The organism is Eoetvoesiella caeni (assembly GCF_003315175.1).
Classification (GTDB): domain Bacteria; phylum Pseudomonadota; class Gammaproteobacteria; order Burkholderiales; family Burkholderiaceae_B; genus Eoetvoesia; species Eoetvoesia caeni.
In genome coordinates this window covers 59,096-84,346 of the sequence record NZ_QNRQ01000006.1, presented here as the reverse complement: position 1 = coordinate 84,346, position 25,251 = coordinate 59,096, and the positions used below count along the sequence as shown (strand labels likewise).

General features: G+C 61.0%; 21 protein-coding genes. 13 read left to right on the top strand and 8 right to left on the bottom strand.

The annotated features are described in order from the left end of the window. Positions 1–138: 138 nt before the first annotated feature. The gene (locus tag DFR37_RS12440; RefSeq protein WP_113933564.1) at positions 139–777 is read right to left on the bottom strand and encodes a VTT domain-containing protein; all 639 of its coding nucleotides are present in this window, start codon (positions 775–777) and stop codon (positions 139–141) included. Between the two features lie 137 nt (positions 778–914). Here DFR37_RS12440 and mutL point away from each other — a divergent pair, with 137 nt between their 5' ends. After that, on the top strand, positions 915–2,786 hold the full coding sequence (gene mutL / locus DFR37_RS12435; protein WP_113933563.1) for a DNA mismatch repair endonuclease MutL: 1,872 nt from the start codon (positions 915–917) through the stop codon (positions 2,784–2,786). Next, positions 2,783–3,733 (top strand): tRNA (adenosine(37)-N6)-dimethylallyltransferase MiaA, encoded by a 951-nt coding sequence (miaA, locus tag DFR37_RS12430; RefSeq protein WP_113933562.1) that lies wholly within the window; start codon positions 2,783–2,785, stop codon positions 3,731–3,733. The genes mutL and miaA overlap by 4 nt, the downstream gene beginning before the upstream one ends. Positions 3,734–3,883: 150 nt before the next feature. On the opposite strand, the gene purM is transcribed toward miaA, so the two are convergent. Next, entirely contained in the window at positions 3,884–4,933 is a 1,050-nt protein-coding gene (purM, locus tag DFR37_RS12425; protein WP_113933561.1) for a phosphoribosylformylglycinamidine cyclo-ligase, read from the bottom strand. Positions 4,934–5,011: 78 nt separating this feature from the next. On the opposite strand from purM, the gene hda reads away from it, so the two are divergent. The 4 genes from hda to folK all read left to right on the top strand — a co-directional run bounded on the left by hda (position 5,012) and on the right by folK (position 8,394). Next, complete coding sequence (hda, locus tag DFR37_RS12420; protein ID WP_113933560.1) at positions 5,012–5,704, top strand: DnaA regulatory inactivator Hda; 693 nt, start codon at positions 5,012–5,014, stop codon at positions 5,702–5,704. 16 nt (positions 5,705–5,720) lie between these two features. Continuing rightward, positions 5,721–6,422, top strand: a complete 702-nt coding sequence (locus tag DFR37_RS12415; protein ID WP_113933559.1) for an HAD family hydrolase — start codon at positions 5,721–5,723, stop codon at positions 6,420–6,422. A 9-nt stretch (positions 6,423–6,431) separates the two neighbouring features. After that, positions 6,432–7,793, top strand: coding sequence for a polynucleotide adenylyltransferase PcnB (gene pcnB, locus DFR37_RS12410; protein WP_113933558.1), 1,362 nt, complete (start codon positions 6,432–6,434; stop codon positions 7,791–7,793). Between the two features lie 127 nt (positions 7,794–7,920). Continuing rightward, positions 7,921–8,394, top strand: a complete 474-nt coding sequence (gene folK / locus DFR37_RS12405; RefSeq protein ID WP_113933557.1) for a 2-amino-4-hydroxy-6-hydroxymethyldihydropteridine diphosphokinase — start codon at positions 7,921–7,923, stop codon at positions 8,392–8,394. A gap of 87 nt (positions 8,395–8,481) precedes the next feature. On the opposite strand, the gene DFR37_RS12400 is transcribed toward folK, so the two are convergent. Both DFR37_RS12400 and DFR37_RS12395 read right to left on the bottom strand, forming a co-directional pair. Continuing rightward, on the bottom strand, positions 8,482–10,005 hold the full coding sequence (locus DFR37_RS12400; RefSeq protein WP_113933556.1) for a fumarate hydratase: 1,524 nt from the start codon (positions 10,003–10,005) through the stop codon (positions 8,482–8,484). Positions 10,006–10,046: 41 nt separating this feature from the next. Continuing rightward, on the bottom strand, positions 10,047–10,814 hold the full coding sequence (locus DFR37_RS12395; protein ID WP_113933555.1) for a crotonase/enoyl-CoA hydratase family protein: 768 nt from the start codon (positions 10,812–10,814) through the stop codon (positions 10,047–10,049). Positions 10,815–11,106: 292 nt separating this feature from the next. Here DFR37_RS12395 and glyQ point away from each other — a divergent pair, with 292 nt between their 5' ends. The 6 genes from glyQ to gloA are packed head-to-tail and all read left to right on the top strand — an operon-like array spanning position 11,107 to position 16,748. Further along, a complete protein-coding gene (gene glyQ / locus DFR37_RS12390) occupies positions 11,107–12,015 on the top strand; it encodes a glycine--tRNA ligase subunit alpha (RefSeq protein WP_113933554.1) in 909 nt (302 codons plus the stop codon). Beyond that, positions 12,015–14,165, top strand: a complete 2,151-nt coding sequence (glyS, locus tag DFR37_RS12385) for a glycine--tRNA ligase subunit beta (protein WP_113933553.1) — start codon at positions 12,015–12,017, stop codon at positions 14,163–14,165. The genes glyQ and glyS overlap by 1 nt, the downstream gene beginning before the upstream one ends. Next, positions 14,162–14,698 (top strand): D-glycero-beta-D-manno-heptose 1,7-bisphosphate 7-phosphatase, encoded by a 537-nt coding sequence (gene gmhB / locus DFR37_RS12380; RefSeq protein ID WP_113933552.1) that lies wholly within the window; start codon positions 14,162–14,164, stop codon positions 14,696–14,698. Before glyS ends, gmhB begins: the two co-directional genes overlap by 4 nt. Before the next feature lie 3 nt (positions 14,699–14,701). Next, a complete protein-coding gene (locus tag DFR37_RS12375) occupies positions 14,702–15,439 on the top strand; it encodes a lysophospholipid acyltransferase family protein (RefSeq protein ID WP_113933551.1) in 738 nt (245 codons plus the stop codon). Continuing rightward, a complete protein-coding gene (locus tag DFR37_RS12370; RefSeq protein ID WP_113933550.1) occupies positions 15,417–16,301 on the top strand; it encodes a M48 family metallopeptidase in 885 nt (294 codons plus the stop codon). Before DFR37_RS12375 ends, DFR37_RS12370 begins: the two co-directional genes overlap by 23 nt. 57 nt (positions 16,302–16,358) lie before the next feature. Further along, the gene (gene gloA, locus DFR37_RS12365) at positions 16,359–16,748 is read left to right on the top strand and encodes a lactoylglutathione lyase (protein WP_113933549.1); all 390 of its coding nucleotides are present in this window, start codon (positions 16,359–16,361) and stop codon (positions 16,746–16,748) included. Here gloA and DFR37_RS12360 read toward each other — a convergent pair. After that, on the bottom strand, positions 16,745–18,967 hold the full coding sequence (locus tag DFR37_RS12360) for an acyl-CoA dehydrogenase (RefSeq protein WP_113933548.1): 2,223 nt from the start codon (positions 18,965–18,967) through the stop codon (positions 16,745–16,747). The genes gloA and DFR37_RS12360 overlap by 4 nt on opposite strands. Before the next feature lie 278 nt (positions 18,968–19,245). Here DFR37_RS12360 and DFR37_RS12355 point away from each other — a divergent pair, with 278 nt between their 5' ends. Continuing rightward, on the top strand, positions 19,246–20,475 hold the full coding sequence (locus DFR37_RS12355; protein WP_113933547.1) for a nucleoside recognition domain-containing protein: 1,230 nt from the start codon (positions 19,246–19,248) through the stop codon (positions 20,473–20,475). Between the two features lie 43 nt (positions 20,476–20,518). Here the strand turns inward: DFR37_RS12355 and rsmA are convergent, their stop codons facing one another. From rsmA to DFR37_RS12340, 3 genes are read right to left on the bottom strand one after another with little or no spacing between them, the layout of a single operon-like run. Next, positions 20,519–21,304, bottom strand: a complete 786-nt coding sequence (gene rsmA, locus DFR37_RS12350; RefSeq protein WP_113933546.1) for a 16S rRNA (adenine(1518)-N(6)/adenine(1519)-N(6))-dimethyltransferase RsmA — start codon at positions 21,302–21,304, stop codon at positions 20,519–20,521. Between the two features lie 6 nt (positions 21,305–21,310). After that, on the bottom strand, positions 21,311–22,789 hold the full coding sequence (locus DFR37_RS12345; RefSeq protein WP_245954022.1) for a peptidylprolyl isomerase: 1,479 nt from the start codon (positions 22,787–22,789) through the stop codon (positions 21,311–21,313). Then, positions 22,789–25,173, bottom strand: coding sequence for an LPS-assembly protein LptD (locus tag DFR37_RS12340; RefSeq protein ID WP_379881470.1), 2,385 nt, complete (start codon positions 25,171–25,173; stop codon positions 22,789–22,791). The genes DFR37_RS12345 and DFR37_RS12340 overlap by 1 nt, the downstream gene beginning before the upstream one ends. Positions 25,174–25,251: the final 78 nt, after the last annotated feature.

The window sequence follows — 25,251 nt, the reverse complement described above, 5'->3', positions numbered from 1 at the left end:
CAGCGCAAGGCCAAGCCGGGCAGTACAACGCCCCAAGAATTCTGGAGAGCTTCCAGGTTCTTGGGGCGTTTCATTCAGGCCGGCGTCGACACGGCCTTGCGTTTCCACGGCCCCGGAGCTTCAGGCCCGGCCAGGCGCCTAGGCCTCGCGCGCTTTGCCGAACAGCTTCCAGAGCGCGCCAAGAACCACCGGTACGACGGCAGCTCCAACCCCGATCAGCACTATGGTGCTCAGGTGCTCTTTGATAATGGGTACATTGCCGAAAAAATAGCCCAGCGTAATCAGGCTGACCACCCACAGCGTTGCGCCCGCAATATTGAACAACTGAAAACGCACGATGTTCATGCTGCCCACCCCCGCGACAAATGGCGCAAAGGTACGGAAGACAGGCAGGAAACGCGAGAGAACAATGGTTTTGCCGCCATGTTTTTCGTAAAACGCATGGGTTTTTATCAGCGCCTTGCGGTCCAGAAACCGGAAATTGCTGGTAAATACGCGCGGCCCCAAATAACGGCCGACATAATAATTGACCGTATTGCCCAAGACCGCGCCCACGATCAGCAAGACGGCCAGCAGTATGGGATCGAAAGCCCCGGTTGCGCCATAAGCCCCTGCAATGAACAATAAAGAATCGCCTGGAAGGAATGGCAGCACGACCAGCCCTGTTTCACCAAAAACGATCAAAAACAGCACCAGATATATCCATTCGCCATATTCGGCCACCCAGGCCCCCATGAATTGGTCGATATGGACAATCATTGTCATAAATTCGGGCATAGTCTTCGCTTGCAAGGATAGAGATAGCGCAATATAGCGCAACGCGGAGCCGGGCACAGCGGCGCCCGGTTCCGACCGGTTAAAATGAATCTCTTATGTTAACGCTGCATAGACCTTGCAGCCGAACGGATGTTGCCATGCCTGAACGCCGAACCATCGCTCCCCTGCCCGACCTGCTGATCAGCCAGATCGCGGCCGGCGAAGTTATCGAGCGCCCCGCCTCGGTGCTGAAAGAAATCCTGGAAAATGCCATCGATGCGGGTGCGCGCGCTATCGAGGTCCGCCTGGACGGCGGCGGAATCCGGCGCATTGCAGTCACCGACGACGGTTTCGGCATCCCGCAAGAAGAGCTAAGCCTGGCGCTGACACGCCACGCCACCAGCAAAATCCATACGCTCAACGAACTGGAGTCTGTGGCTTCCATGGGGTTTCGCGGCGAGGCGCTGGCGTCCATCGCCTCGGTTGCACAGCTAAGCATTACCTCGCGCACCGAACAGGCGCCGCATGCCTGGCAGCTTCGAGCGCAAAGCGGTGAGCAGCCGCAAGCCGCATCCGGTCCGGTAGGCACCACGGTCGAGGTGCGCCAGCTGTTCGACGACGTGCCGGCCCGCCGCAAATTCCTGCGCACAGAAGCAACAGAATACGGCCATTGCGTGGATGCGCTCGAGCGCATCGCCCTGGCCCAGCCGGGCGTGGCCTTTCGGCTCTTTCACAACGACAAGCCGCAACGCCATTGGCGCGCCAGCGATATTTACCAGCGCATCCACGATGTGCTTGGCGTGGAATTCGTCGGCCAGGCGCTACCCGTACAGCGCGAACACGGGCTTATCGCGCTACAGGGCATGATTACGCGCCCAACCTACGCCCGTGCACGCGCCGACCAGCAATATCTTTATGTAAACGGACGCTACGTCAAGGACCGCACAGTCGCGCACGCCGTCAGGCAGGCCTACGCCGACGTGCTGCATGGCGACAGGCAACCCGCCTACGTGCTGTTTCTGAATGTCGATCCAGGCACCGTCGATGTCAATGTCCATCCTGCCAAGCACGAAGTGCGTTTTCGCGAAAGCGGAGCCATTCACCGTTTCGTTGGCCAAACCCTGGGCGAGGCGCTGGGCCAGGTCGGCGCCGCACACGCGCCGGCGCCGAACGCAACTCCGGACGCCTCAGCCCCGTCCGCGAACCCGCAAGACAGCCAAGACGCGCGGGCAGCCGCTACTTTGCCATATGGCGGCCAACAACCGGCCACTGCGGACCGGCAATACCCATCCGCATGGCGGCCGCAACAAGGCCAGCAGGCCTTCAGCTTGCGCGATGCCGCGCCCGCCGCGACATCGGACTGGCAATCGCTGTATCGCCCTCTGGACGCAGCGCCTGCCCCAACCGGTATCCCCACGCCGTCGCTGCCCACACAGACGCCGGAAGAGTTCCCCCTGGGCATGGCGCTTGGGCAGTTGCACGGCATTTACATCCTTGCCCAGAACCGCTCCGGCCTGATCCTGGTCGATATGCACGCAGCCCATGAACGGGTCGTGTACGAACAACTCAAACAGGCCATGAACGCGCGCGAGCTGCCGCGCCAGGAGTTGCTGGTTCCTGTCGTATTCAATGTCGCCGAAAAAGAAATCGGCCTGGTCGAAGAATATGAAGATATCCTGACCGAGCTTGGGCTGGTCCTTAAGCCGGCGGGGCCGGCCGCCTTGATGATCAGAGCCGTGCCGGCCTTGCTGGCGGGCGGCGATATCGAATCGCTGGCACGCAGCGTATTGCGCGACCTGGCCAGTGTGGGCAGTTCGGCCCGCCTGACCGAACAGCGCAACGAGTTGCTCTCGACCATGGCCTGCCACGGTTCGGTACGAGCCAACCGGCGCCTTACGCTGGATGAAATGAACGGCTTGTTACGCAAGATGGAGCACACCGAGCGGGCCGACCAATGCAATCACGGCCGTCCCACCTGGGTACAGTGGAAACTGAACGACTTGGACAAACTATTCCTGCGCGGCCAATGACCAAGCCCATACTGTGCCTGGCCGGGCCCACCGCCTCCGGCAAAAGCGCCACGACGCTGGCGCTTGCCGCAAGATGGCCCATTGAAATTATCGCGGTGGACTCGGCCACAATCTACTGCGGCATGGACATCGGCACGGCCAAACCCTCGCCGGCAGAGCGGCTGCAAATTCCCCACCATCTGTTGGACATCCGCGATCCAGCCCAAAGCTACTCGGCCGCCGAATTCAGGCAGGACGCCTTGCGGCTGATCGCGGAAGTTCAGGGGCGGGGCCGGATTCCGCTGCTGTGCGGCGGAACCATGCTGTACTACAAGGCCTTGCGCGAAGGCTTGAACGACCTGCCGCAGGCAGACCCCGCCATACGGGCGCAAATCGAGCTTGAGGCAGCGCAATCGGGCTGGCCCGAAATGCACCGGCAACTGGCCGAATTCGATCCCATCGCCGCCGCAAGGCTGGCTCCCAACGACAGCCAGCGCTTGCAACGAGCCATCGAGATCTACCGCGTCAGCGGCACGCCCATGTCGCAGTTGCTGGCCGTCGAACGCACGGCTCCCGGCCCGCAATCCAACTACATTACCATCAGCCTGGAACCCTCGGACCGCCTGGCGCTGCATGCGCGCATCGCGCAGCGCTACCGGCAAATGCTGGATAGGGGCCTGGTCGACGAAGTGCGCAGGCTGCACTCGCGTCCCGACCTGCACCTAGGCTTGCCTTCGGTGCGCTGCGTGGGGTATAGGCAGATATGGGCTTACCTGGATGGGCAGTGCAGCCTTGACGAAGCCGTCGAGCAGGCCATCGCGGCCACCCGCCAGCTAGCCAAGCGCCAATTGACCTGGCTGCGCGCCCAGCCCGAACGCCTGGTCATCGACTGCCTGGCTCCAGACAGCGCAAGCCAGGCCGTCGATCTGGCAGCGTCGATCTGGAAAGCAAGTCCGGGACAAGACTAAGCGAATCGCTGAAATCCCGCCCTCTGCAGCGGGGTTCCGGACCCGGCCGGCGCTGGCAATAAAAAATCGACGCTGCCAGGAGCGTCGAGATCCACGCAAAAGCCGGAAACCGACTTCAAATATGGCTGGCCGCCTGTACGCGGCAAGTTTTTAAACGACCACGGTTTGCGCCATGCCGGGTTCTTGTTCGACGATATTGCCCAGGTTGTACACCTGCTCGCCATGCGAGGCCAAAGTGGCCGATACCGCCTGCGCTTGATCGGCGGGCACCACAATGACCATGCCGATGCCGCAATTGAAGACGCGGTGCATTTCAGAGTCGGCCACGCCGCCGTTTTGCTGCAGCCACTGGAATAGCGAAGGCATGGTCCAGGCATCCCGCTGCAGGCGGGCGCTTAAGCCCGGCTGCAAAATACGCGGCACATTGTCGAGCAGGCCGCCGCCGGTAATATGCGCCAGCCCCTTGATGGCCGCGCCATGCTCGGCCAGGGCCGCCAGCACCGAACGCACATAGATGCGGGTCGGTTCCATGACGACATCGGCCAATGGGCGCCCGCCAAGGTCCTGGTCGGGCTTGGCGCCGGCATGCTCGAGGATTTTGCGCAACAAGGAAAACCCGTTGGAGTGGGCCCCGCTTGAAGCCAGCCCCAGCACCACGTCGCCCGGAACTATGGACTTGCCGTCGATAATCAGCGACTTTTCGACCGCGCCCACGGCAAAGCCGGCCAGGTCGTATTCGCCATCGGGATACATGCCGGGCATTTCGGCGGTTTCGCCGCCGATCAGGGCGCAATTGGACAGCTCGCAACCCTTGGCAATGCCGCCCACCACGCTGGCCGCCGTGTCGACGGACAGCTTGCCGCAAGCGAAGTAATCCAGGAAAAACAACGGCTCGGCGCCCTGGACCAGGATATCGTTGACGCTCATGGCCACCAGGTCGATTCCCACGGTATCGTGGCGCTGCCACTCGAACGCCAGGCGCAGCTTGGTGCCCACCCCATCAGTGCCGGACACCAGGACCGGTTCGTTGAACCGCTTGGGCACCTCGAAAAGCGCGCCGAATCCGCCGATGCCGGCCATGACGCCCGCACGCATGGTCTTGGCGGCCAAAGGCTTGATTCGGTCGACCAGCGCGTCGCCGGCGTCGATATCGACCCCTGCATCGCGATAGGTCAGGGAGGCGGATTGTTTGATTGTCATGAGAAAAGCCGTGGGATATGTAAGAATTGCATGTTGAATAGAATATCAAGGCGCATTTTACGCTTTTTACCGCCTCCAATGACCCAGCAACTTATTCTTGACCTTCTTGCCGCCCCACCGCCCTCGCTAGACAATTTCATTGTGGGCGAGAACGGTGCCGCCCTGGACGCGCTGCGCAACTTTGCGCCCGGGCGAGCGATCTACCTTTGGGGGCCGTCGGGCGCGGGGCGGTCGCACCTGCTCAAAGCGCTGGCGGCGGGCCCCAGCGCCCACTATTTCAATGCGCAAAGCCCCTCCGGGGCCATGCGCGCCCTGGCCAGCTCCGAGGCCTTGCCCTTGGCACTGGCCGCCGTAGACGATGTCCATCTTCTGGACGAACCGGCCCAGGCCGAGCTCTTTGCCCTGTACAATCGCTGGCGTGAGACGGCCGCAAGCGACAAGGCTTTTGCCTTGCTCGTCGCAGGCGACCGCGCCCCGCTGGCCATGCCTTTGCGCGAAGATCTGCGCACGCGCCTGGGCTGGGACCTGGTTTTTCGCCTTGAACAGCTGTCCGACGACGACCGCGCCAACGCGCTACGAACACAGGCCGGCGAACGCGGCCTGCAACTCTCGCCCGAAGTAATCGGCTGGATACTGACCCACTACGCACGCGACATGGGCCAGCTTAGCGCCCTGGTGGACGCGCTGGACCGCTATTCGCTTGAAAAGCACCGCGCCATTACCCTGCCCCTTTTAAAAGACTTGCTGGCTACAAGCCAGCCCCAATCGTGACACCGATACATACACTATGACCGCTGCAAAACGCCTGGCCCTTTTCGATCTTGACCACACCCTGCTGCCCCTGGACAGCGACTATCAGTGGGCCGAGTGGCTGGCCCGCACCGGACGCGCAGGCGACCCCGAGGAAGCGCGGCGCCGCAACGACGACCTGATGAACCGCTATAACGCGGGCAACCTTACCGCCGAACAGGCCGCCGAATTCATGCTGGGCCTGCTGGCCCGCACCAGCAGCGCCGAACTGGCCCAATGGCATGAGCTTTTCATGTGCGAAGTCATCCGCCCCAGCATCCAGCCGGTAGCCCAAAAACTGGTGCAACAGCACCTGGCCCAAGGCGACCTCTGCGCCATCGTCACGGCCACCAACGAATTCGTCACGGCGCCGATAGCGCGCGCCTTCGGCATTCCCCACCTTATTGCCACCGTGCCGGAATACCGCAATGGCCGGTATACTGGCGCTATCCAGGGGATACCCAGCTTCAAAGAAGGCAAAATAACCCGCGTCAATGACTGGCTGGCTGGCCTGAACCTTACGCTGCACGATTTCGAGCAATCGTATTTTTACAGCGATTCGCCCAACGATATACCGCTGCTTGAAGTGGTCACCCACCCTATCGCCACCAACCCCAGTCCTGTTCTGCGCGAGCTCGCACAGAACAAGGGCTGGCCCATCCTTGAAATTTTCAAGGACATGCAAGACGCAAAGTCTTAAAATACACCCATGCTAACGTCAACAATAAAAAAATTCGTCAACCGTCTCTTCACCACACCCGCCCAGGGGCCCGTACGCTACTCGCGCGATAAACACGGCATAGACCGGCGCTACGTATCGCGGCACGCTATCAAAGTGTGCGAAGTGCTCAGTCAAAAAGGCTACGACGCCTATATCGTCGGCGGCGCGGTACGCGACCTGATCGTCGGGCTCGAGCCCAAAGACTTCGACGTTGCAACCAACGCCACGCCCGAACAGATCCGCCCCTTGTTTCGCCGTGCGCGCATCATCGGCCGCCGCTTTCAACTGGTTCATGTGGTGTTCGGCCAGGAAATCATCGAAACGTCCACATTCCGCGCTCCGGCCTCCGAAGGCCACGAAACCGACGAACACGGACGGATTTTGCGCGACAACCAGTTCGGCACCAACGAGCAAGATGCCGCGCGGCGCGACTTTACCTTGAACGCCCTGTACTACGACCCCATCAAAGAAGAAGTCATCGACTACCACCACGGCGTGCCCGACCTGAAGAACCGGGTGGTGCGCATGATAGGGGACCCCGAAACCCGCTACCGCGAAGATCCCGTGCGCATGCTGCGCGCCGTGCGCTTTGCGGCCAAGCTCAACGCCACCATCGACCCGGCTACGCGCGCCCCCATCGAGAACATGGCGGCGCTAATCAAAAACGTGCCCTCGTCGCGCCTGTTCGACGAAATGCTTAAGCTGCTGACTTGCGGCCATGCGATGGACTGCCTGCAGCGCCTGCGCGAACTGGGCTTGCACAAGGGCATGTTGCCGCTGATCGATATGATCTTCGAAGAAAGCGGCGGCCAGCAGTTTGTCGAGCTTGCGCTGGAGCGCACCGACGCGCGCGTACGCTCCGGCAAAACAGTCAGCCCCAGCTTCCTGTTTGCCGCATTGCTGTGGAAGCTGGTCGACAAGCGCTGGAATCAGCTTATTGAAAAAGGCGAACCCACTATCCAGGCGCTCATGACGGCCGCCGACTACGTTATCGATGGACAAACCGAGACCCTGGCCATCCAGCGCCGCTTCCAGGCCGACATGCGCGAAATCTGGTTGATGCAGCCCCGCTTCGAGCGTGCCACGCCCAAAGGCATGTGGCGCATGCTGGACCACCCGCGCTTTCGGGCCGCGGTGGACTTTCTGCAATTGCGCGCCGAAGCTCGCGAAGTCGACAGCGTTCAGGCGCAATGGTGGATGGACCTGGCCAATGCCGACAATGCCACCCGCACCGAAATGATAGATGCCTGGCAGCACAGCAATAAAACCTCGACCACTACCGGTAAAGCCCGCCGCCGTCGCCGGCCCCGCCGCAATCCGGCCAGCCAAAGCGCGCCGGCCGCGGAATGACTTCTTCAGGCCACATCCGAGCCTTGTAGGATTGGCTTGCCTGACCGCACAGGCGAATGCCCGCCATTCGCCTGTGCGCCCTGGTTTGGTCTGAAGTGAAGTGAATGCAACCTACAGCAGGTTTTTTATGGTCTTTGCCTATATCGGCCTGGGCGCAAACCTGGGCCAAGCACAAGCAACGCTGCGCCAAGCCGCGGATGCACTGGCCCGGACGCCCGACGTGCAAAGCCTGGAGCTTTCGCCGTTCTATCGCAGCGCGCCTATCGATTCCAGCGGCCCCGACTACGTCAACGCGGTAGCCCGCATAGAAACCATGCTTGCGCCACTGGCGCTGCTGGACGCCTTGCAAGCCATCGAGCACGCGCACGGCCGCTTGCGGCCTTACCGCAATGCACCGCGCACCCTGGACCTGGACTTGCTGCTGTATGGCAACCAGACCATCGACACACCAAGACTGACCGTGCCGCACCCGCGCATGCACGAACGTGCATTCGTGCTTAAGCCCTTGAGCGACCTGGCCGCGGACCTGTGCCTGGCGCAAGGACCGCTGGACGCACTGCTGGCGCTTTGCGCCGGCCAGGACCTGCAACGCCTGCCTTGATAATGCTTTGCGGCAAGAACACAGCCGCTGGCTTCAGAAACTGAAAAGCCGGCGCACAGGCCGGCTTCGATCGGTTTGCCAATGACTTTACACCGGCATGATCGCAATTTCAGCGATGCGAGACTTCCATTCGCGCGGGCCGGTTTCGTGCACCGATGTGCCGGTGGAGTCGACCGCCACGGTAACCGGCATGTCCTTGACATCGAACTCGTAAATGGCTTCCATGCCCAGGTCCTCGAAACCAACGACCTTGGCGCCGCGTATTGCCTTGGAAACCAGGTAGGCCGAGCCGCCCACCGCCATAAGATAAGCCGAACCATGCTTGCGGATGGACTCGATCGCAACAGGGCCGCGCTCGGCCTTGCCTATCATGGAGATAAGGCCGGTTTGCTCGAGCATCATGTCAGTGAACTTGTCCATGCGCGTTGCCGTAGTTGGGCCCGCTGGCCCGACAACTTCTTCGCGCACAGGGTCGACAGGACCGACATAGTAAATAACGCGATTGCGGAAGTCGACCGGCAGGGATTCGCCGCGCTCGAGCATTTCCTGGATGCGCTTGTGCGCCGCATCGCGGCCGGTAAGCATCTTGCCCGACAGCAATAAAGTCTGGCCGGGCTTCCAGCTTGCCACTTGCTCTTTGGTCAGCGTGTTCAGGTCCACCTGCAGCGACTTGTTGTAGTCGGGCGCCCAATTGACGTCGGGCCAGTCCGCCAACGAAGGCGGAGTCAGTTCGGCGGGGCCCGAGCCGTCCAGCACAAAATGCACATGGCGTGTTGCGGCGCAATTGGGGATCATCGCCACCGGCTTGGAAGCTGCGTGCGTGGGGAAGGTATTGATCTTGATGTCGAGCACGGTGGTCAGGCCGCCCAGGCCTTGTGCGCCGATTCCCAATGCGTTGACCTTTTCGTAGAGTTCGATGCGCAGCTCTTCGATCTTGTTCTGTGGGCCGCGGGCCAGCAGCTCGTACATATCGATATCGTCCATCAACGATTGCTTGGCCATCAGCATGGCTTTTTCGGCTGTGCCGCCAACGCCTATGCCCAGCATGCCGGGCGGGCACCAGCCCGCGCCCATGGTCGGTACGGTTTTAAGCACCCAGTCGACCAGCGAATCGCTGGGGTTGAGCATGGCGAACTTGGACTTGTTTTCAGAACCGCCGCCCTTGGCTGCAACCTGCACGTCAACCGTATTGCCGGCCACCAGCTCGACGTTCACGATACAGGGCGTGTTGTCGCGCGTGTTCTTGCGCGTAAACAATGGGTCGTTCAGCACCGAGGCGCGCAGCGGATTGTCGGGGTTTAGATAACCCTGACGCACGCCTTCGTCGCAGACGTCCTGCAGGCTGCGCTGGGTATCCAGCCGGGCGTTCATGCCTATCTTCAGGAAAACATTGACGATGCCGGTGTCCTGGCAAATGGGCCTGTGCCCTTCGGCGCACAGGCGCGAGTTGGTCAGGATCTGCGCAATTGCATCCTTGGCCGCCGGGCTTTGCTCGCGCTCGTAGGCGCGGGCCAGATGCTGGATGTAGTCGGCAGGATGATAAAAGCTGATGAACTGCACGGCGTCCGCAATGGACTGGATCAAGTCGCTTTCTTTGATGATCGTTGTCATAACACTCTGAGTCTGAAAATTGAAAATACCTATAAACCTTGTTACTTGCCCTGCCACACCGGCTGGCGCTTTTCAGCGAATGCGGTGGCGCCTTCCTTGGCGTCGGCCGACGCGAAAATATGCTGCACGCGCGGACGCTGCAGGTCGAACATGTCGGCCTGGCGCCAGTCTTTGGCCTCGGTGACGATTTTCTTGGCCGTTTGCACCGCCAATGGGCCGTTGGCCGCGATGATGCGGGCCAGGGCCATGGCGCCTTCAATGGCCTGGCCGGGCTCGGTCAGGCGGTTGACCAGCCCATGGTCGTAAGCACGCTGCGCCGGCAGCATTTCGCCGGTAAGTATGATTTCCAGTGCAATGTGGTGGGGAATACGCTGAGGCAGGCGCAACATGCCGCCCGAACTGGCCACCAGGCCGCGCTTGGTTTCGGGCAAGCCGAAATTGGCGTTGTTGGCAGCGACGATAAGGTCGCAAGCCAGGGCCAGCTCGCAGCCGCCGGCCAGGGCATAGCCTTCGACCGCTGCGATCAGCGGCTTTTTGGTTGCCTGTTCGCACAAGCCGCCAAAACCGCGCCCCGCCACCAACGGACGCTGGCCCGTTGCCGCAAACGCCTTCAGATCCATGCCCGATGAAAAAGTGCCGCCCGCACCGGTCAGTATGCCCAGCGCCACGCCGTCGTCGGCATCGAGCTGGTCGAAGACCTGCGCCATTTCGTGCGCGGCCTCATAATTGATTGCATTGCGGGCTTGCGGGCGATTGATGGTGATAATCATCACCCGCTCGACAACTTCCACCTTTACCAGATCTGACATAAAGCATTCTCCCGAACCTGGGCGCAGCGCACCGCAGTTTAAAAACCAAACATTAAACAATAACTTAGTATGATACGACCAATTGCCCTCACTCCAAAAACCACCCTAAGTTCGGCGCCCGAAGCCGCCATACTGCGTTGTCTGGCAGCCCCGGCCATCCGAACTCATGACGCTACCAACTGACCAAACAGGGCTCTATAAAACGCGTGTTACCAACCGCGCCCTGCATCCCGACGCCGAAGCACGGTAAAATCCAGTTCTTTGCGGCTATTCGCTTTATTGGCTTTCGTTCATGCTTACTTTTCAGCAAATCATTCTGACGCTCCAGCACTACTGGGACAAACAAGGTTGCGCGCTTTTGCAGCCCTACGACATGGAAGTGGGCGCGGGCACCTCGCATACCGCCACCTTCCTGCGCTCGATCGGTCCCGAGCCCTGGCGCGCGGCCTATGTCCAGCCTTCGCGCCGCCCCAAAGACGGGCGCTATGGCGAAAACCCGAACCGGCTGCAACACTATTATCAATTCCAGGTGGTGCTCAAACCCGCGCCGCCCGAAATCCTCGATCTATACATAGAGTCGCTCAAGGCGCTGGGCATCGACCCACAGCAGCACGATATCCGCTTCGTTGAAGACGACTGGGAAAACCCCACGCTGGGCGCCTGGGGCCTGGGCTGGGAAGTCTGGCTCAATGGCATGGAAGTCACGCAGTTCACCTACTTCCAGCAAGTGGGCGGGCTGGATTGCACGCCGGCCACGGGCGAAATCACCTACGGCCTGGAGCGCCTGGCCATGTATTTGCAGGGCGTGGAAAGCGTCTACGACCTGGTCTGGACTGAAGGCGCCGACGGCCAGCGCGTGCTGTACCGCGACGTTTTCCACCAGAACGAGGTCGAACAATCCACCTACAATTTCGAATACGCCTCGACCAGCATGCTGTTCGCCCATTTCAACGACTACGAGGCCGAAGCCGCGCGCCTGATTGAAGTGCCGCTGGCTCTACCCGCCTACGAAGCCACGCTCAAGGCGGCCCACACCTTCAATATGCTGGACGCCCGCGGCGCCATCAGCGTCACCGAACGAGCCGCCTATATTGGCCGCATACGCAACCTGTCGCGCTCCGTCGCCCAGGCTTACTTCGATTCACGAGAAAAATTGGGCTTTCCCATGCTTGGCAACCGCCTCAGTACGGAGGCTGCGTAATGACTGCGGCGTCCTCTTTTGAAACCCGTCCCCTGCTGGTCGAACTGCTTACCGAAGAACTTCCTCCCAAAGCCCTGAACAAGCTGGGCCTGGCGTTTGCCGAAGGCATACGTTCGGTACTGGACAAGCAAAATCTGTTGGGTGGCGCTTGCGTGACCAGCGACTTCGCCACGCCGCGCCGGCTGGCTGTGCACCTAAGCCATGTCCTGGCGCAGGCACCCGAACAGGCCTACACAGAAAAGCTCATGCCCGCTTCCGTTGGCCTGACTCCTGAAGGCAAGGCCACGCCTGCCCTGGTCAAGAAACTGGCCAGCAAAAACCTGGAGCACCTGGGCCCCGACGATCTCGTCCATGAGTCCGACGGCAAACAAGACTACCTTTACGCCAAAGGCACGGCCCCGGGCCGCAGCCTGGCCGACGCCATCCAGGAAGCTCTGGAGCACGCCATTGTTTCGCTGCCTATTCCCAAGGTCATGCGCTATCAATTGGCCGACGGCGTCAGCAGCGTCAAGTTCGTGCGGCCGGCGCACCGCCTTATCGTTTTATGGGGCGGCAACATCATCAAGGCGCACGCCTTGGGGCTGGAAGCCGGCAACGAAAGCGCGGGCCACCGTTTCATGGCTCCGGCCGCCATAAGCATCAAGCACGCCGACACCTATGCCCGGCAACTGCTTGACGAGGGCAAGGTCATTGTCTCGTTCAACGAACGCCGCCAGGCTATCGCGGGACAATTGCAAGACCATGCGCAAAGACTCAACGCCACACTGGGCACCGACCCGGCCGTCGAAGCGCTGCTCGACGAAGTTACCGCGCTGGTCGAGCACCCTACCGTCTATGTCGGGCAATTCGATCAAGGCTTTTTAAGCGTTCCGCCCGAATGCCTGATTCTGACCATGCGCCTGAATCAAAAATACTTCCCGCTGTTCGAGCCCGGAACAGGCCAACTGACGCACCGCTTTCTGATTGTCAGCAATATGCAGGTGGCCGACCCGTCCAACATCGTCCAGGGCAACGAGCGCGTCGTGCGCCCGCGCCTGGCCGACGCCCAGTTCTTTTTCGAGCAAGACCGCAAGACGCCTTTGGCGGCGCGTGTCGACTCGCTTGCCAACAGCGTCTATCACAATAAGCTGGGATCCCAGCTGGAACGCGTCGAACGCGTGCGGCAAATCGCCCGCTACCTTGCCGCCAAGCTCGATGCCGACGGCGACCTGGCCGATCGCGCCGCCCTGCTGGCCAAGGCCGACCTGAATTCCAACATGGTGGCCGAGTTCCCGGAACTGCAAGGCATCATGGGCGCTTATTACGCCCGGGCCGACGGCGAGCCCGAAGAGGTCGTGCGCGCCCTGGGCGACCAGTACCGCATCCGCATCGACGAGCCGGTTACGCCGGACACCATTACGTCCACCATTTTGTTCATCGCCGAGCGGGTTGAAACCCTGGTCGGCATCTGGGGCATTGGGCTGGTTCCCACCGGCGAACGCGACCCCTTCGGCCTGCGCCGCGCGGCACTTGGCATCATCAGCGCCTTCGAGCAACTAAGCGCGGGCGGCTATCTTGCCACGCCCAACGCCGCCGGCCTGCATGTGCGGCCCTTGCTTGAAGAGGCCTTCCGGCTCTACGCCGCGCATCCGCTGAATGCGGGCACGGTTCCCGAAGTGCTGGGCTTTATCTACGAACGCTACCGCAATCAATTGGGCAGCGGCTACGATCGCAATGTCGTCGACGCCGTGCTTAGCCAGCAGCCGCCATTGCATGAAGTGCTGTTCCGCATCCAGGCCTGCGCCAGCTTTGCCGAACGCACTGAATCGGCCAGCCTGGCCGCGGCCAACAAGCGCATTGCCAACTTGCTGAAAAAAGCCGAAGGCGCTCCCGGCAAGGTCGATGCCGGGAAATTGTCCGAGCCGGCCGAGCAAGCCCTGGCCAAAGTCATTGCTACGCTCAAGCCCCAGGCCGATGCGCAATTCGAACTGGGCAACTTTACCGACAGCCTGGCCATCATGGCGCAAGCCAAAGAGGCCGTCGACGCTTTCTTTGCCGACATCATGGTCATGGCCGAAGACCCCGCCGTGCGAGCCAACAGGCTGGCCTTGCTGGACGAACTGCACGGCGCCATGAACCGGGTCGCCGATATTTCAAGGTTAGCCCAGTGAAACTAGTCATTCTGGATCGCGACGGCGTCATCAACCAGGACAGCAAGGCCTTCATCAAAAGCCCCGCCGAATGGATCGCGCTTCCCGGCAGCCTGGAAGCCATTGCGCGGCTGTCGCAAGCCGGCTGGCGCGTCGTCATTGCCAGCAACCAGTCCGGGCTGTCGCGCGGCATGTTCAGCATGGAGACTCTTAACGCCATCCACGCCAAAATGCGAACCGAGCTTGCCCAGGCAGGCGGCCACATTGATTCGGTGTTCATTTGTCCTCACGGCCCCGACGACGGCTGCGCATGCCGCAAGCCCAAACCGGGCATGTACACCGACATAGCACGCCGCTACGACGTCAGCCTGAAGGACGTCCCGGCAGTGGGAGACTCCTTGCGCGACCTGCAGGCGTCCGTTGCGGCAGGCTGCGCCCCCTGGCTGGTCCTGACCGGCAATGGCCAAAAAACCCTGGACCAGGGCGATCTTCCCGCCGGCACGCGAATCGTGAAGGACCTGGCCGCCTTCGTCGACTCGTGGCTGGAGGCCTGACGCATGGCTGCCATCCGGTCCTTTCTTTTCCTTCTGTTCCTTGTCGTAACGGTCATTCCCTATGCGTTCGCCTGCATGCTGTGGGCGCCGCTGCCATTGCGCATGCGCTATCGGCTTACGATGGGCTGGCCCCGCCTGGCTATCTGGGGGGCACGGGTCATCACGGGCATCCGCTGGCAGATCAAGGGCGCCGACAACTTTCCAGACGGACCCGCCATCGTACTGTCCAAACACCAGTCCGCCTGGGAAACGCTGTTTCTGCCGTCCCACCTGCCCCGCGAAGCCTGCTTCGTCTATAAACGCGAATTGCATCGCGTACCGTTTTTCGGCTGGGGCCTGGCCTTGCTGCGCATGATTCCCATCGACCGCGCCAAACGCCGCGACGCCTTCGAGCAGGTGGTGCAACTTGGCCGCCAGCGCCTGGACGAAGGACGCTGGCCTGTCCTTTTTCCTGAAGGCACGCGCATTGCGCCAGGCAAGACCGGACGTTATAAAATGGGCGGAGCCCTGCTGGCCGTACGCACCGGGGCCGGGGTGATTCCCATTGCGCACAACGCCGGCGAATGCTGGCCGCGCAACGCATTTATCAAGAAGCCGGGGCTGATCACCGTATCCATAGGCCCCTTCATCGAGAGCGCGGGGCTGGATGCCGAAGCGCTGAACCAAAAAGTCCAGCAATGGATAGAAGATGAAATGCGCCGACTCAACCCGGAACGATATGGGCCAGGTTCTACAACTTGATCTGTTCGCCGCCGACCCGGTGCCTGTCGAGACGGCGCCGGTTCCTGCTGCCCGTCCATCTCAGGCCCCGCCCGAAATCACTGTCGTTGCCACACCGCGCCCTCCCACTTTGCCCGAAGGCGCCCGTTGGCGCGAAGTACGCACCCACGAACAGGTCATCGGATTCATCTTGAGGCGCTCGCGCCGCAAAAGCATCGGCCTGGTCATCAACGACGACGGCTTGCACGTTACCGCGCCGGGCTGGGTTACGCTGGCGCAGGTCGATGCCACGGTAGCCGAGAAATCGCGCTGGATACTTGGCAAGCTGCAAATCCGCCAAGCCCGCCAGGAACAGTTGGCCATGGCCGACACGCACTGGCAGGACGGCGGCAATATTCCCTACCTGGGAAAGCGTATTATTCTTAAATTGGGCAATGCCCATGACGGCCACGCCTTCGAGGGCGATGCATTCAAGCCCAGGGACGGCGACATTCTGCGCCTGCCCCTGCCCGGCACTGCCGAGCACCAGCGCGTGCGCGACAGCGCCCATGCCTGGCTGCAACTGAAGGCGGCCGAATGGTTCGGACAGCGCATGGAGCACTTCCAGCAATCCAGCCAATTGCAGGCAAGACGCTGGCGCTTGTCGTCGGCCGCCACGCGCTGGGGTTCGTGCAACAGCGACGGCAACATCATGTTGAACTGGCGCTTGATCCACTTCGATCACGCCATTATCGACTACGTTGTCGCCCACGAACTGGCCCACCTGAAAGAAATGAACCACAGCAGGGAGTTTTGGCGCGAAGTGGGACGCATACTGCCCGGCTTCGAGCAAGCGCGCAACGCACTGCGCCAGCACGACCCTGCCACCCTGCCGCTTATCTAGTGCGCTGTTCGGCCATGCGTTCAAACTGGCCGGCGACCCAATTTTTGGAGATGAACCATGCGATTACTGCACACCATGCTGCGCGTCGGCAACCTGGACCGTTCCCTGGCCTTTTACACAGAAGTCCTGGGCATGCGCCTTTTGCGCCGCAGCGACTACCCCGAAGGCAAGTTCACCCTGGCCTTTGTCGGCTACCAGGACGAAAGCGAAGGCGCGGTGCTTGAACTGACCCACAACTGGGAGACTTCAGAGTACGACCTGGGCAACGCCTATGGCCATATTGCCCTGGAGGTCGAAGACGCCTACAAGGCCTGTGAGCAAATCAAGCAAAAAGGCGGGCGCGTTACACGCGAAGCCGGTCCCATGAAGCACGGCAAGACGGTCATTGCCTTCGTCACCGACCCCGACGGCTACCAGATCGAACTGATCCAGCGCAAGGCCGCCTAAGCAGGCTTGCGCGCAAAGGCGTCGGGCGCGAAATCGTCGACGTTGACCACCGCCGCAACAGCCGCCTGCATCCGTTCCAGCAATTGCGCCTGGGCATCGGTCAAGGCGCCTTTGGCATGCGCCACGCGCCAGTCCTTCAGGCCGCCGTGCTTTAGCCGGTCGAGTATCGGCTGGGCCTGCACCACCTGTTCGAACGCATATTCCAGTTGCTCGACGCTGGCGCTATTGCAGGTGGTCCACACGGCGCCCACCAGCCGGTCACGCGACTCGGAGGGCTCAAGCAGAATATCGGCGCACGTGGCGGTAAGCTGGTCGGACGGCGGCTTGGCTTTCATTGCGGGCGGCTGCAATAAAAAACGCAGCACTATCGCCAGGCCCCGCGCCGGAAAGTTGAACAGCACATCGTTAAGCCGCCGCTCGATCGTAAAAAACGACTGTTCGGCGCACCACCGGACCAGCGGCAAGTCGGACTCGTGCTGGCCTTCGTCGTGCCAGCGCTTGAGCACGGCCGAAAGCAAAAAGAGCTCGGCCAGGACGTCGCCCAGGCGGGCAGACAGCATTTCACGGCGCTTGAGCGAGCCGCCCAAGGTCAGCAGGGTCAATTCGGAAACCAGCGAAAACGCGGCCGCATAGCGGCCCAGGCGCCGGTAATAAATCCCCGCCAGGCCGGCCTGCACAGGCGACTTAGCAAACACCGCCTTGGTCCAGGCGTGCCCGATGGCCCGCAAGGCATTCTTCGTGCTGTGGCCCAGATGCTTCCAGATTACGGCATCGAAGGCCGCTTCACCTGCTTCCTGGTCGCTATTGCCCAGTGCCGCGACCTCTTGCATAAGATAAGGATGGGCGCGGATAGCCCCCTGCCCGAACACGATGAGATTGCGCGTAAGGATATTGGCTCCTTCCACCGTTATGCCCACAGGCAAGGCCCGGTACAACCCGCCCAGGTAATTGCTGGGCCCGTCGATGACGGCTTTGCCGGCATGCACATCCATGGCGTCATTGACGGACTGGCGCATGCGCTCTGTCGCGTGCAGCTTCATGATGGCCGACACCACCGAAGGCTTGTATCCCTGGTCCAGTCCTGCGCAGGTAAAGCGCCGGGCTGCTTCAACCAGGTAGGCATTGGCCGCCATGCGCCCAAGCTTTTCCTGTATGCCTTCGAATTTGCCGATAGGTATGCCGAATTGCGTACGCACACGCGCATAGGCGCCGGCGGTGTGCGCCGCAAACATGCAGGCCGCCGAAGACAGCGAAGGCAGTGAAATGCCGCGTCCCGCCGCCAGCGCGCTCATCAGCATGGCCCAGCCCTGCCCGGCTTTTTCAACCCCGCCGATCAAGGCACTGATGGGAACGAAAACGTCTTTTCCCTGGTTGGGCCCGTTCTGGAAGGCCTGCATGGAAGGCAGGTGCCGGCGCCCGATGGTGATGCCGGGCAAATTGGTCGGCACCAGGGCAACCGAAATGCCAACCTCGGTGTCGCTGCCGATAAGATGGTCGGGATCGAGCAGCTTGAAAGCCAGGCCCAGCACCGTGGCAACCGGGCTCAAGGTAATGTAGCGCTTGCCCCAGTTCAGGCGTATGCCCAGTTCTTCCACCCCGTCGACCATTTGTTTGCACACCACGCCGGTATCGGTCATGGCGGCGGCATCGGAGCCGGCTTCGGGGCTGGTCAGGCCGAAGCTTGGGATTTCCTGGCCTTGGGCCAGGCGCGGCAGCCAGTAGTCGCGCTGCTCTTGTGTGCCGAACTGCAACAGCAGTTCGCCCGGCCCCAAGGAATTGGGCACCATGACAGTCACCGCGCAGGTAACCGAACGCACGGATATGCGGCTGACCACTTCGGAATGCGCATACGCCGAAAACCCAAGCCCGCCGTACTGGCGCGGGATAATCATGCCGAAAAAGCCGTTGTCCTTCAGAAACGACCATACTTGCGGCGGCAGATCGTAGCGATTCCAGGAGATATCCCAATCGTCGAGCATGGCGCACAGTTGCGCCACCGGGCCGTCCAGGAAGGCCTGCTCCTGCGCTGTCAGCGCTGCGGGCGGCGTTGCAAAAAACGCCTGCCAGTCGGGCTGCCCCGAAAACAACTGCGCATCCCACCAGACATCGCCCGCGTCTATGGCCTCTTGCTCAGTTGCGGACAGGCGCGGCATGGCCGCACCCGCCTTGCGATACAAAGGTTCGGTCAACCACTGACGGCGCCAGGCTCTCCAGTCCATAACATTCCTTTTGATAAGATCCCTGAAGTATTATCCCCCAGAAGAACCGGCCCTGAACAGCCCGCGACAGACCGCGCACCGCATGCCGGCATGGCAGATGCCAATTAATGCGTGCCTGCGCGGCCAGACTCTGCGACAATTTCACGGCTTGCCCACCCAACCCTCAACCATGGAATCAAGACCTGTGCCCTAGTGGCCGGTTGCCGCAATCAAGTTCGGATGCACCGAACCAGACCAAGCAAGACGACCAGGACACTAAAGGCTCACCCGGCAACTCTATGCTCAATACGCTTTGGCTGGCATTTTTTCTTATTGCGGCGCTTTCAGGCCTGCATCAATGGCTGTTTCTGCATGACCCCGAAGTCTTCGCGCGCATTGTGCAAAGCCTGTTCGAAATGGCCAAGCTTTCCGTTGAGCTCATGGTTTTGCTGTTTGGCTTGCTTACGCTGTGGCTGGGCTTTTTGCGCATCGCCGAAAAGGCCGGCCTGATCAACCAATTGTCCAGGCTGCTAAGCCCGTTGTTTCGCCGCCTGATGCCCGAGGTGCCGGCAGGCCACCCTGCGCTGGGGCTTATTACCTTGAACTTTGCCGCCAACGCCCTGGGGCTGGATAACGCGGCAACGCCCATTGGCCTGCGCGCCATGCGCTCTCTGCAAACGCTCAACCCCGACCCCAAAACCGCCACCAATGCGCAGATCCTGTTCCTGGTCCTGAACGCGTCCTCGCTGACCTTGCTGCCGGTCACTATCTTCATGTACAGGGCCCAGCAAGGCGCTCCCGACCCGGCCATGGTTTTTTTGCCCATTCTCCTGGCTACGACAGCCTCGTCGCTGACCGGCTTGCTGGTGGTTGCCATGGTGCAAAAAATCAAGCTGCGCGATCCGGTCGTGCTGGCATGGATAGGCGGATTCATTCTTGCCCTGGGCGTCTTCATGGCCTTCTTGTCCACGCTCACGGCCGCCGCCCTGGGCGCCCTGTCCTCGCTGATGGGCAACCTGACCATGTTCGGCATCATCGTCGCCTTTCTGGTCGTGGGCGCCTGGAAGAAAATACCCGTCTACGATGCGTTTATCGAAGGAGCCAAAGAAGGCTTCGACATATCCAAAGAACTATTGCCGTATCTTGTGGCCATGCTGTGCGCCATCGGCGCCTTGCGCGCCTCGGGCGCGCTGGATGTATTGCTTGACGCCATACGCTGGAGCGCGCACGCGCTAAGCCTGGACACCCGCTTTATCGATGCTTTGCCGACAGCCCTGGTCAAGCCGTTTTCGGGCAGCGCCGCACGCGCCATGCTGATCGAAACCATGCAGCACTTTGGCGTGGACAGCTTTCCCGCCTTGCTGGCCGCAACAGTCCAAGGCAGCACCGAAACGACCTTCTATGTTCTTGCGGTGTATTTCGGCGCCGTCGGCATCCAGCGCACCCGGCATGCCGTCAGTTGCGCGCTGACGGCCGACATAGCCGGCGTGCTGGCTTCGATTGGCGTGTGCTACTGGTTTTTCGGCTGATCCCGCGAAGGCCTGCAAATCGGGCTGCGAGCGGCGCCCTGCGCTAGCCCTTGAGCACGCCTTTGGCAAACAGGCTGTCGGAAAGCGCAATGAATTGCGCCACCGACAATTCTTCGGCGCGGGCCGTCTCGGGTATGCCCAAGCCAGTCCAGTCGATGGAACCCGCCCATTCAGCCAGTCCCCGGCGCAGCATCTTGCGCCGCTGCGCAAATGACTTAAGCACGACCTGTTCAAAGGCGTGAAAGCTCAGGGGTTGGGGTCGGTCTTCAGGCAGCGGCGTCATGCGCACGATGGCGGAAACCACGCGCGGCGGCGGATCGAACGCCTCGGGCTGCACGTCGAACAGCTTGACCATGTGATAGCGCGATTGCAGCATGACCGACAAGCGGCTGTAGTCGGACGACGAGGGTTTGGCCACCATGCGATCGATGACTTCGCGCTGTAGCATGAAATGCTGGTCGACCACCTGCCCGGCATAGGGCATTAGATGAAACAGCAAGGGGCTGGAAATGTTGTAAGGCAAATTGCCCACAATGCGCAGCTTGTCGCCCAACGCGGAAAAATCGACCTTCAGCACGTCGTCTTCCACAACAACGAGGCGATCCGGCGGATATGTCTTGCGCAGGCGGGCCGCGAGGTCGCGGTCGATTTCGATGACCGTCAGGCGATCCAGCGACCGCAGCAGGGGCTGGGTCAATGCCGACAGCCCTGGGCCGATTTCCACTACGTTTTCGCCCGATGCCGGCGCGATGGCCCGCACGATCGACTCGACAACCCCTTCATCGACCAGGAAATTCTGGCCGAAACGCTTGCGTGCCTGATGCGTCATTTAGGCTTAACGCGGCTTTTGACTGGTTTGCGGGTCGAGCCGGTTATCGATATAGGCCTGGCCATGCAACTGGCTGAGCCAATCTTCGAATGCGGGCTCGACGCGGCGCTGGAACAAAGCCTGGCGCGCCTGCATGCGCTTGAACTCGGTTTCCATGTCCTTGGTGCGGCGATCCTCGACCTGGATAAGATGCCAGCCGAACTGCGTCTTGACGGGTTCGCTGATCTGGCCCGGCTGCAGGGCGTTCATGGCTTGCTCGAAGGGCAAGACGGTTTCGCCGGGATTGACCCAGCCCAAATCGCCGCCTTGCGGTGCGGACGCATCTTCTGAATAGCGCTTGGCAAGGTCGTCGAACTTTTCGCCCATTTCAAGCCGCTGGCGCAGTTGCACCAGGCGCTCGTGGGCGCGTTCGTCGGACATGGCTTTGTCGACCTTGATAAGAATGTGGCGCACGTGGGTCTGCGTCACCATCATCGGCCCTTGCGGCTGCGTCGGAGCGTTTGTGGACGTGATGTCCATCGGCGCCGATGCGGCGGCGGGTTCTTGCCCGCGCGTCAGGACCTTAAGAATGTGAAAACCATTGCCGCTTTGCAATATGCCGGTGATTTGGCCGGCTTTAAGATTTTGCGTAGCCTTGAGGAACAGATCGGGCCAGCCGTCGGCCGGCCGTACGCCCAGTTCGCCGCCCTTGAGCGCTTGCGGTCCGTCGGACGAAGCCGCCGCTGTGCTGGCAAAGTCGGCGCCGCCCTTCAGGCGGGCCAAAATGGCTTCGGCCTTGCGTCGCAATTCTTGCACCTTGTCGGCTGGCGCGCCTTCGGGCACCGCGACCAGGATTTGCGCCAATCCCAGGACCCGCGGCGCGGCCTGCTGTGCGCCGGCCTGGCCCGCGGGTTGCTGCCCCTGGGGCTGTGGCAGGCCTTCTTGCGGCGGCGGGTTTTTCAGGTAAGCGTCGATATCGCTATCCGAAATGCGTATCGTGCTGTCCACCGCGCGCTGGCGCAGCATGTCGACGCTGATTTCGTGGCGCAGGTTCTTGAGGTAGTCGTCCCAGCTGACGCCGGACTTTTCGATTTCCTGGCGCAAGCGCGCCACAGGAATCTTGTTGCGCTGGGCAATGGATTCGACCGCCTGCTGCAATTGGGCATCGTTTACCTTGATGCCGCGTTTGTCGGCTTCCTGGCGGATGAGTTCATCGGTAATCATGCGCTGCAACACCTGCTTGCGCAAAGTCTGGATATCGGGCGCCTCGATTTTGCGCTGGCGCAGCTGGGCCAACGCAAGCTTGGTCTCGGCCTCGACCTGGCCCAGGGTAATGACACGCTTGTTGACGACGGCGGCAATGCCGTCCACAAACTGTTCTTTGGCGGCCTGGCTCGGCTGCTGCTTGGCCGCAGGCGCGGCCTTGGCTGCCCAGGCCGGCGCCATGGCCGCCAGGGCGGGAAGCATGGCGCATGCAAGCCATTGTTTCATATGCAGACTACGCATTACTCATACCTCTCGAAGGTGGTTTTGTCTGGCACTGGTGACGTAATATTTTGATAGCCGGTAATGGACCTGCCCAGCAATCCGATGGGATCCGTACCCAGCGACCCCAAGCCGCCCAGCACAAGCTGGAAGAACACGGCGGTGTTCGTATCTTTAAGCGAAACCGCATAACGTTGATATACAACGCGCGCCGTCCAGCAGCAGTCGCCCTTGTATTCCAGCCCGACAATAGACTGCGTTGATCGCTTTTCCTGTAAAGAATAGTCGATACGGCCCAGCGTGAAGAGTTTTTTGGTAAGCGGCCATTGCGCGGTTACGGAAACCTGCTCTTTGGTCAGGTTTACATAATTGGGGTTGTACACAATGGCCGGGTTGCTCATTTGCTGCGGGTCGCGCTCGTAGCGATAGGTGGCCGCCAGTGTGGCCAGGCGCTTGGGCTGCCAGCGCAAGCCCGCAGTCATGCGGTTACGCTTGTTGTTCTCGGGGTTGAACTGTGCGTCGAATCGCGTAGTCAGCGTATCGGTCAGTGCGGCGTTGACGCCAACCAGATAGTCGGACTTTTTGTCCAGCCGCGGAGCACCGCCAGGCAAGGTGACATATTGATTGGCAAAATAAATGCGCTGGGCGGCAGACAGCGACAAGCGCTCGAATCCAGTGGACTCGTCCAGCCAGCGGGTCGTCAGCCCCAGCGTAAGCTGGTTGGCATCGGCAATGCGATCCCAGCCGCCGCTGAAGATGTTTTCGTCGAAAGCCTGCGAGAAATTGAAGGTAGCCAGCCCGGTATCGAACACAGGAATCTGCGATTGGTCCCGATACGGCACTTTCAGATAGTAAAGGCGCGGCTCAAGAGTCTGGATTGCATCGTTGCCGAAAAACGATGCCTTGCGCTCGAAGGTCATGCCCGAGTCGACCGACATGATGGGCACGGCGCGCGATTGCGTCCTGGGGAAGCCGGCATACTGCGGCAAGCCGTACCACTCGGTGTTGTATTGGCTTAGATGCATGCCGATCTTAGGCGTCACATACCAGCCGGCCCGCACTATTGGATACGAGATAGTGTTGTACGAAGAGTATCGCGTGCCGTCGGGCAAAATATGTATGCCGTTGTACGGCTGATACTGCGGGACATTGCCTTTGTACACCGGCGAAACAAAGCGGGTTGCATAGTTGGTGGAGGCCACATCAAACCCGCCCCAATCGTAGCGCGCTCCGCGCACATATAGTTCGGGCAATTTGTCGTAAGGCGGCGCAAGATAGCCGGCGCCTTCACTGGTGTCTTGCAAGGTTTGGTAGGTATACGCCTGCACGGACGCGGTCCAGTACTTGGCCCCGCTCCAGCCCAGGGTAGCCATGCGTGGCAAATAATTGGTGGTGGCCTGGTTCAGGCCTATGACCGAAAAGTCGCGAAAATAATTATCGTCGGAAACCTTGCTGACATCGACGTTGGCATAAAACCCGCCGCCAAAGGTCTGCTGGTGCTGCCACCAGTACATCCAGCGGTTTTGCTGGGCCTGCTTGTCGTTGTTCAGGTAGGTACCGCTTACCTGCCCGCTGTAGTCGGCGCCCAGGTAGCGGAATTCGCTGCCCAACTGCACGCCGCGCTTGGCCATATAGCGCGGCGTCAGCGTCAGATCGTAATTCGGAGCCAGGTTGAAGTAATACGGCAGGGTGAATTCCAGGCCGCTATTGCTTGAACCGCCATAGGTGGGCAGCAAAAACCCGGACTTGCGCTCTTTGCGCAAGGGGAAGGACAAATAAGGCGACGCCAGCAGCGGCACGCCCTTGAAATACAGCACGCCGTTGTGCGCCACGCCTTCGTTGTCGTCGATATGGAAGTCGACCTTGGGCGCCTCGATGTACCACGCGGGGTCCGGGCAAGGGCAACCGGCATAGGTAACGTCGTTGAGGCGCATTTCGCTGCGACTGAACATTTCGCCTTTTGAAGCGGTGCCCGAGCCGCCGCCGGCCCCCAGCCAGAAGTCGGGGAAGTCCACTTCGCCGGACTCGTGGTCCATGTTGTAGTCCATGGCCGGCCCGCGAATGATGCTGCCGTCGCGCATGATAAGGCCATTGCCCCGCACGCGTACCTGGCCGGTGTCTTTCTGGTAATCGATATAGTCGCCCTTGACCACCGAATCGATGCGCCGCACCTGGGCCGAACCGATCAGTATGACCTTGCCGTCCTGGTCGGTTTCCATCTTGTCGGCGACCATGAAGGACGCAATATCGTTGTCCTGGATTTTCGTGTGCAGGTTGAGCTTGGGCGAAGCCTGCAGCGGGGCAAGCTGCGTACTTGCCGCCGGCGTGCCGACAGCCGGCTCTTGGGCCTGAGCCGTCGCCGCACCACCTACCGCAAAGAAAATTGCCAACCAAGCCAAACGCACGAGTATTTCGCCCCCAAAAAACAGCCTATATTTTGGCACAGTTACCAGCACAGGATGTTCGGCAACCCGGTATTATAG

Excerpts from the sequence above, each read along its gene's own strand:
- DFR37_RS12440 (WP_113933564.1), bottom strand. The coding sequence starts at position 777 with ATGCCCGAATTTATGACAATGATTGTCCATATCGACCAATTCATGGGG.
- mutL (WP_113933563.1), top strand. The coding sequence starts at position 915 with ATGCCTGAACGCCGAACCATCGCTCCCCTGCCCGACCTGCTGATCAGC.
- miaA (WP_113933562.1), top strand. The coding sequence starts at position 2,783 with ATGACCAAGCCCATACTGTGCCTGGCCGGGCCCACCGCCTCCGGCAAA.
- purM (WP_113933561.1), bottom strand. The coding sequence starts at position 4,933 with ATGACAATCAAACAATCCGCCTCCCTGACCTATCGCGATGCAGGGGTC.
- hda (WP_113933560.1), top strand. The coding sequence starts at position 5,012 with ATGACCCAGCAACTTATTCTTGACCTTCTTGCCGCCCCACCGCCCTCG.
- DFR37_RS12415 (WP_113933559.1), top strand. The coding sequence starts at position 5,721 with ATGACCGCTGCAAAACGCCTGGCCCTTTTCGATCTTGACCACACCCTG.
- pcnB (WP_113933558.1), top strand. The coding sequence starts at position 6,432 with ATGCTAACGTCAACAATAAAAAAATTCGTCAACCGTCTCTTCACCACA.
- folK (WP_113933557.1), top strand. The coding sequence starts at position 7,921 with ATGGTCTTTGCCTATATCGGCCTGGGCGCAAACCTGGGCCAAGCACAA.
- DFR37_RS12400 (WP_113933556.1), bottom strand. The coding sequence starts at position 10,005 with ATGACAACGATCATCAAAGAAAGCGACTTGATCCAGTCCATTGCGGAC.
- DFR37_RS12395 (WP_113933555.1), bottom strand. The coding sequence starts at position 10,814 with ATGTCAGATCTGGTAAAGGTGGAAGTTGTCGAGCGGGTGATGATTATC.
- glyQ (WP_113933554.1), top strand. The coding sequence starts at position 11,107 with ATGCTTACTTTTCAGCAAATCATTCTGACGCTCCAGCACTACTGGGAC.
- glyS (WP_113933553.1), top strand. The coding sequence starts at position 12,015 with ATGACTGCGGCGTCCTCTTTTGAAACCCGTCCCCTGCTGGTCGAACTG.
- DFR37_RS12375 (WP_113933551.1), top strand. The coding sequence starts at position 14,702 with ATGGCTGCCATCCGGTCCTTTCTTTTCCTTCTGTTCCTTGTCGTAACG.
- DFR37_RS12370 (WP_113933550.1), top strand. The coding sequence starts at position 15,417 with ATGGGCCAGGTTCTACAACTTGATCTGTTCGCCGCCGACCCGGTGCCT.
- gloA (WP_113933549.1), top strand. The coding sequence starts at position 16,359 with ATGCGATTACTGCACACCATGCTGCGCGTCGGCAACCTGGACCGTTCC.
- DFR37_RS12360 (WP_113933548.1), bottom strand. The coding sequence starts at position 18,967 with ATGGACTGGAGAGCCTGGCGCCGTCAGTGGTTGACCGAACCTTTGTAT.
- DFR37_RS12355 (WP_113933547.1), top strand. The coding sequence starts at position 19,246 with ATGCTCAATACGCTTTGGCTGGCATTTTTTCTTATTGCGGCGCTTTCA.
- rsmA (WP_113933546.1), bottom strand. The coding sequence starts at position 21,304 with ATGACGCATCAGGCACGCAAGCGTTTCGGCCAGAATTTCCTGGTCGAT.
- DFR37_RS12345 (WP_245954022.1), bottom strand. The coding sequence starts at position 22,789 with ATGCGTAGTCTGCATATGAAACAATGGCTTGCATGCGCCATGCTTCCC.